This window comes from Lactobacillus sp. UMNPBX16, assembly GCF_002553775.1.
Lineage (GTDB): Bacteria > Bacillota > Bacilli > Lactobacillales > Lactobacillaceae > Lactobacillus > Lactobacillus crispatus.
In genome coordinates this window covers 1-481 of the sequence record NZ_PCYU01000078.1, presented here as the reverse complement: position 1 = coordinate 481, position 481 = coordinate 1, and the positions used below count along the sequence as shown (strand labels likewise).

At 45.5% G+C, this 481-nt stretch carries 2 tRNA genes; both read right to left on the bottom strand.

The annotated features are described in order from the left end of the window. Positions 1 to 121: 121 nt before the first annotated feature. Positions 122 to 194: transfer RNA gene (locus CP367_RS10310), tRNA-Ala, on the bottom strand. Between the two features lie 56 nt (positions 195 to 250). Continuing rightward, positions 251 to 325 (bottom strand) — tRNA-Ile (locus CP367_RS10305). Between the last annotated feature and the right edge of the window lie 156 nt (positions 326 to 481).

Sequence of the window (481 nt, the reverse complement as noted above, 5' to 3'; positions counted from 1 at the left end):
CTTACTCAAGAATTCTCTTCTCGGTCGCTCTACAATCTGTTCTCTTTGATTGTCTCGGTTTTTTGCTTGGATTATATTCAGTTTTCAATGTACTAGCTCTTTGATCCTTTTTCTGGATCAATGGAGGCTAACGGGTTCGAACCGATGACCTCCTGCGTGCAAAGCAGGTGCTCTCCCAACTGAGCTAAGCCCCCAGAGTATTTTACTTTCGGCCAGACATAACTTTAACTCTTTTTCCTCGTTATGTCAATGGGCCTAAATGGACTTGAACCATCGACCTCACGCTTATCAGGCGTGCGCTCTAAACCAGCTGAGCTATAGGCCCGACTAACGCTTGGCGTTTTTCAAATCTTTGAGGTACTACCCTCAAAACTAAACAAAGTTTCTCAGTGTGCTTCCGCTTGCTCTGGATACTTCTCTTAGCATTCCTGCTCTCCATATCCTTCGCTTCCTTAGAAAGGAGGTGATCCAGCCGCAGGTT